General features: G+C 68.5%; 4 protein-coding genes and 1 pseudogene. All 5 read left to right on the top strand.

The window, feature by feature from the left end:
• On the top strand, positions 1 to 948 hold a 948-nt coding region (locus HY703_03400; protein MBI4544221.1), incomplete at its 5' end, for an NADP-dependent malic enzyme.
• Positions 949 to 1,317: 369 nt separating this feature from the next.
• Positions 1,318 to 2,691 (top strand): annotated as a pseudogene (locus tag HY703_03395) (tryptophanase).
• A 242-nt stretch (positions 2,692 to 2,933) separates the two neighbouring features.
• Positions 2,934 to 3,935, top strand: coding sequence for a hypothetical protein (locus HY703_03390; protein MBI4544220.1), 1,002 nt, complete (start codon positions 2,934 to 2,936; stop codon positions 3,933 to 3,935).
• Between the two features lie 80 nt (positions 3,936 to 4,015).
• Positions 4,016 to 4,486: a cytochrome c gene (locus HY703_03385; GenBank protein MBI4544219.1), complete on the top strand. Its 471-nt coding sequence runs from the start codon at positions 4,016 to 4,018 to the stop codon at positions 4,484 to 4,486.
• Positions 4,487 to 4,595: 109 nt separating this feature from the next.
• Positions 4,596 to 5,903: a cystathionine gamma-synthase family protein gene (locus HY703_03380; GenBank protein ID MBI4544218.1), complete on the top strand. Its 1,308-nt coding sequence runs from the start codon at positions 4,596 to 4,598 to the stop codon at positions 5,901 to 5,903.
• Positions 5,904 to 5,922 lie beyond the last annotated feature (19 nt).

The following is a 5,922-nucleotide window of genomic DNA, read 5'->3' as shown; positions in this document are numbered from 1 at the left end:
CTGCCCGTGATGGAGGGCAAGGCGATGCTCTTCAAGGAGTTCGGCGGCGTGAACGCGTTCCCGATCTGCCTGGGCACGAAGGACGCGGACAGGATCGTGGACGCTGTCACGGCGATCGCGCCCGTCTTCGGCGGGATCAACCTCGAGGACATCTCGGCGCCTCGCTGCTTCGAGATCGAGCGCCGGCTCCAGCAGGAGCTCGACATCCCGGTGTTCCACGACGACCAGCACGGCACCGCCGTAGTCGTGGTCGCGGGCCTGCTGAACGCGCTGCGGGTGGTCGGCAAGGAGCTCGCCAATGTGCGCGTGGTCGTTGCAGGCGTCGGCGCCGCCGGAGTCGCGGTGACGAAGATGCTGCTCGCCGCCGGCGCTGGGGACGTCGTCGGCTGCGACCGCCTGGGCGCCGTCCACCGCGGCCGGCCGGGGCTGAGCGCGGCCAAAGCCGAGTACGCCGAGCTGACGAACGCGCGGGACTTCGCCGGCAGCGCGGATGAGGCGCTCGACGGCAGTGACGTCTTCATCGGCCTCTCGGGACCCGGAGCCGTGAGCGCGCAGGCGATCCGCACGATGGCCGGCGGCGCAATCGTCTTCGCCATGGCGAACCCGGTGCCCGAGGTCCTGCCCGAGGAGATCGAGGGCGACGTCGCCGTGATCGGAACCGGTCGCTCCGACTACCCCAACCAGATCAACAACGTGCTCGCGTTCCCCGGGATCTTCCGCGGCGCGCTGGACGTGCGCGCATCGGCGATCACGGAGGGGATGAAGCTCGCCGCCGCGCAGGCGATCGCCGGCATCGTTAAGCCCGACGAGCGCGCGCCCGACTACGTGATCCCGAGCGTCTTCAACCGCGACGTCGCGCCGGCAGTCGCCGCAGCGGTCGGCGCAGCGGCCGAGGCCGAGGGCGTCGCGCGCCGCGGCCGCGCGCTCGAGGCCGGGTCCGCCTCATGAACTACCTGCTCGTCCTCAACCAGCCGCCCTGACGGCACCGAGCGCTCCTGCAACGCGCTCCGCCTCGCCGGCTCGCTCGCCAAGCGCGACGGAGACGGAGGTGCGCGTCTTCTTGGTCGGAGACGCTACGTCTCCTCGCACGGGCGAAACGGCGGCGGTTTGAGGCCAAATGTCCGATCAGCGGCGCCGGGACCAGGGAGCCGCCGGGGGGGTGGCGCTGGCAAAATCGTTGCCGCACCTGCGGTTGCGACGCGGAGCATTTTGCCGGCACGGGCCTCGCCGGGGGAGAGCCGTTCGCCGGCTGCGAGGAGTCGGAGTGAAGGCCGTGATCGCGGTCGGCCTGTTGCCCAGTTCGCCCGAGGGGCGCGCGTGAGAACCATCATCGAACCATTCAAGATCAAGGCGGTCGAGCCCATCCGCATGACGGGGCGCGCGGAGCGGGCCGACTGCTTGCGCAATGCCAGCTACAACGTGTTCCGGCTGCGCGCCGAAGACGTGCTGATCGATCTGCTGACCGACAGCGGCACCTCGGCCATGAGCGCGGAGCAGTGGGCGGCCGTGATGCGCGGCGATGAGAGCTACGCCGGCAGCCGCTCCTACTACCAGTTCGAGGCGGTGGTGCGGGACCTGTTCGGCTTCGAGCACGTCATCCCCACGCACCAGGGACGTGCGGCGGAGCGGATCCTGTTCAGTACCGTGTGCCGTGCGGGCGACGTCGTCGCCAACAACACGCATTTCGATACCACGCGCGCGAACATCGAGGCTCTGGGCGGGCGCGCCGTGGATCTGCCCTGCGCGGCCGCAGCGGAGACGCAGGCGCCGCACCCCTTCAAAGGCGACATGGACGTGAGCGCGCTCGAGCGGCTGATCGGTGAGGTGGGCGCCGAGCGCATGCCTCTGTGCATGATCACCCTCACCAACAACTCGGGCGGCGGGCAGCCCGTCTCGCTGGCGAACATCCGCACCGTGCGCGACGTGTGCCGCCGCAATGGCATACCTCTCTACCTCGATGCCTGCCGCTTCGCCGAGAACGCGTACCTCATCAAGCTGCGCGAGCCCGGGTACGCCGAGCGGTCGGTGCGCGACATCGCGCGCGAGATCTTCGCCTGCGCCGACGGCTGCACCTTCTCCGCCAAGAAGGACGGCCTGGCCAACATCGGCGGCTTCCTGGCGACCAACGATGCGATCCTGGCGGAGCTGTAGAAGCAGTTGCTCATCCTGACGGAGGGCTTCCCCACTTACGGCGGGCTGGCCGGCCGCGACCTGGAGGCCATCGCGGTCGGGCTGCAGGAGGTCATCCACGAGGACTACCTCCAGTACCGCCTGGCGTCCGTGCGCTACCTGGGCGAGCATGTAGCGCGCGCCGGTGTGCCCATCGTGCAGCCCCCCGGCGGCCATGCCGTGTACATCGACGCGGCCGCCTTCCTGCCGCACGTGCCGCCGCTATCGTTGCCCGGCGTGGCCGTGGCGGCCGAGCTGTATCTCGAGGGCGGCATCCGAAGTGTCGAGATCGGCACCGTCATGTTCGGCCGGCGCGACCCGCAGACGGGCCAGGAAACGGCGGCGCCCCACGAGCTCGTGCGGCTCGCCATCCCCAGACGCGTCTACACGCAGAGCCATATTGATTATGTGGTGGAAGTGATCCTCGAGGTGCTCGCACGGCGGGAGCGGATCGGCGGGTACCGCTTCACCTATCAGGCGCCCGTGCTGCGACATTTCACGGCGCGCTTCGCGCCGCTGTGAGCGCAGGGAGGCAACCATGCTCAAGGCGTTGGCCACGCCCCGGCACCGCCGCGTGACGCTCCTTCTCCTGGATTGGACTCGGCGGTGCGCTGCTCATGTTCTTCAGAGGTCGGAAAGGCGGTCAGCCGGAACCGGCTGCCTGACGAGCGCATGAGCCTCATCCATCACGGACGTGCAGGAGGGCTACTGGTGAGGTCCATCTCGGTGAATCATAGCCCGCGCTCGGGCTCCGGAGAATGGACATGAACTCGACGGTCCTGGACAGAACCCCGGATCCGGGAGTCATCGGATTCTGGCGGACTGCACAAGGTGTCACTCTGGTGACCACGGCAGCACTGATCGTGGCGCTCTTCATCGTGCCGGAGACCGCCTTGACCGTGTTGTGGGATGTGGCGATTCCGCTGCTGCCAGCGGTTTTCCTGGTCGATCCCGGACTGTGGCGGAACATCTGTCCGCTCGCCACGATCAACATGCTACCCAACCGATGGGGCGCGCGCCGCGTTCTCGACGACCGGCTCGTTCCGGCCGCGGGCGTGATCGGGATCGTGCTGCTCGCGCTGATGGTTCCGGCCCGGCGCTTCGTGTTCAACACGGACGGAACAGGGCTGGCCGTGACGATCATGCTGGTAGCGGCGCTCGCCTTCGTTCTGGGCGCCGTCTTCGACAAGAAGGCTGGCTTCTGCAGCTCGATCTGTCCGGTGCTCGCGGTGGAGCGGCTGTATGGGCAGAGCCCGCTGCTCGACGCGCGCAACCCGCGCTGCGCCCCCTGTACGATGTGCATCACGCGGGGGTGCCTCGATATCGCCCAGTCCAAGTCGATCGTGCAGATACTAGGCCGGGCGCGCCGGTCGCACGCCTGGCTCCAGAGCGGCTACGGGGTGTTCGCGGCGGGCTTTCCTGGTTTCGTCATCGGCTACAATCTCACGCACGACGGTGCGCTGGGCACGGCCGGCAGTGTATACCTCACGGTCGCGGCCTGGACGGCCGGAGGCTATCTGACGTCACAACTCCTCGTCCGTGGTCTGAACCTGAGTGCGGCCTTGGCCATGCGGCTGCTCGCCGCCCTGGCGATCGGGCTGTACTACTGGTTCGTCGCCGGCGTCGTGACCGACCATCTCGCACTGCCGGGCCCGGCGCCCACCGTCATTCGCACCGTCGCGTTCGCCCTCGTCGCCCTCTGGCTGTGGCGCGCCGACTGGTCACTTGCCGCGCATGGACGCGACGCCTCGCCGCGGCTGCCATGAGATCGGGCCGGAATCCGAGTTGCCCACACGGGGCAAATCGGGTCACGCTCCCATCCCATAATCGAAGAGAGGTTACAGGTATGCGCTGGCTGCGTGCTGTTCTGGCCACGGTCGTGGGGCTGGCGGCGTGTGGGGAAGAGAAACCGGTTGCCGGCGAGGCCCGGGTAGCCACGCGGGCAGAGCTTCCCGCGATCATGGCGCAGATCTTCGACGCTGCGACCTACGACACCGTGACCTGGACCACGGAACGGGCCGCGATCATCCGGGGCAACGGGATCTACGTTGAGGCGTGCGCGTTCTGTCACGGGTTGGCCGGTGAAGGCGGCCACCATTACGTCCTGCACGGAGACACGATCGAAACGCCGTCGTTCCTGGAGCATGATTGGCCACTGGCAAACGACCCGCGGGGGCTGAGGCGCCGCGTCTTCCTGGGGAATGTCCGGGGCATGCCACACTGGGGACTGCGGCTGGCGCCGCGGGAGCTGGTGGCGGTCGACATCTACATCCGCAAGCATCTGCGGCGCGGCATTTCGCCGGCTGGGCAGCCGTGAAAAAGGGGGGGGTCGCTGATCCGCCTCGCGCCGCCCTGACCAACCGCTTAGCATGACCGAGCCGCGGCGAGATCGCGCCGCCCGACTCGATCAGGGGGTCCCCGCCATGATGCCACCCGCGAACGTGTACCGCCGGCGCCTGATCGGCGAGCACGCCCTCCGCCCGGAAACGCTCATGATGAGCTACGGCTACGACCCGCGGCTTTCCGAGGGCGCGCTGAAGTGTCCGATCTTCCAGACATCGACGTTTGTATTCGAGAGCGCCGAGGCGGGCAAGGCGTTCTTCGAGCTGGCGTACGGCCTGCGCGAGAAGCGGCCCTCGGAGGAGCCGGGGCTCATTTACTCGCGCATCAACAATCCCGACCTCGAGATCCTCGAAGACCGGCTGGCCCTCTGGGATGGCGCCGAGGCCGGGCTCGGCTTCTCGAGCGGCATGGCCGCCATCGCCACTACGCTGCTCACCTTCCTCAGGCCGGGCGACATGGTGGTGCACAGCGAGCCCATCTATGGCGGCAGCGACTTTCTGGTCAGCCGCATCCTGCCGCGGTTCGGCATCCGCGGCATCGGCTTTGCCGCGGGCGCCGAGGGTGCACTCGAGCATGCGCTGGAGCAGGCCGCCGCACAGGGTCCGGTGGGCGTGATCTATGTCGAGACGCCGGCGAATCCGACCAATACGCTGGTAGACATCCGGCGCTGTGCGGAGCTGGCTGTCACGACGCAGCCGGACTCCGCAGCGCCGCCCGCGGAGGGTATCGGCCGGCGCCCCCTGGTCATTGTGGACAACACCTTTCTCGGCCCGCTCTGGCAGCACCCCCTGCGCCACGGCGCGGATCTCGTCCTCTACTCACTCACCAAGTACGTGGGCGGCCACAGCGACCTCATCGCCGGCGCGTGCCTCGGCCCCGAGGCGCTCCTCTCCAGCGTGCGTGGCATGCGCACCATCCTGGGCACCATGGCCGACGCCTGGACCGGGTGGCTCACCATGCGCTCGCTGGAAACCCTCAAGCTGCGCATGACCTCCAGCATGAAGAACGCGCGCTACGTGGCCGAATTCCTGGCCGATCACCCCAAGATCACGCGCGTCCACCACCTCGGCTTCCTCGAGGAGGGCGAGCCGCAGTTCGAGATCTTCCACCGGCAATGCGAAGCGCCGGGCTCGACCTTCTCCTTCGAGGTTCACGGCGGCGAGGCCGAGGCCTACCGGCTGCTCAACCACCTGCAACTGGTGAAGCTCGCCGTCAGCCTGGGCGGCACCGAGAGCCTGGCCGAGCACCCGGCCACCATGACCCACTCGGACATTACGCGCGAGGCGCAGGCCCGCATGGGGATCACGCCCGGGATGATCCGCCTCTCGGTGGGCATCGAGCATCCGGAAGATGTGATCGCGGACCTGAGGCAGGCGCTGGAGGCGGTATAGTGAGACAGGCCACGTGGAG

It is taken from the genome of Gemmatimonadota bacterium (assembly GCA_016209965.1).
GTDB lineage: Bacteria > Gemmatimonadota > Gemmatimonadetes > Longimicrobiales > RSA9 > JACQVE01.
The sequence above is the reverse complement of the archived record's forward strand: the minus strand, read 5'-3'. Positions and strand labels throughout refer to the sequence as shown.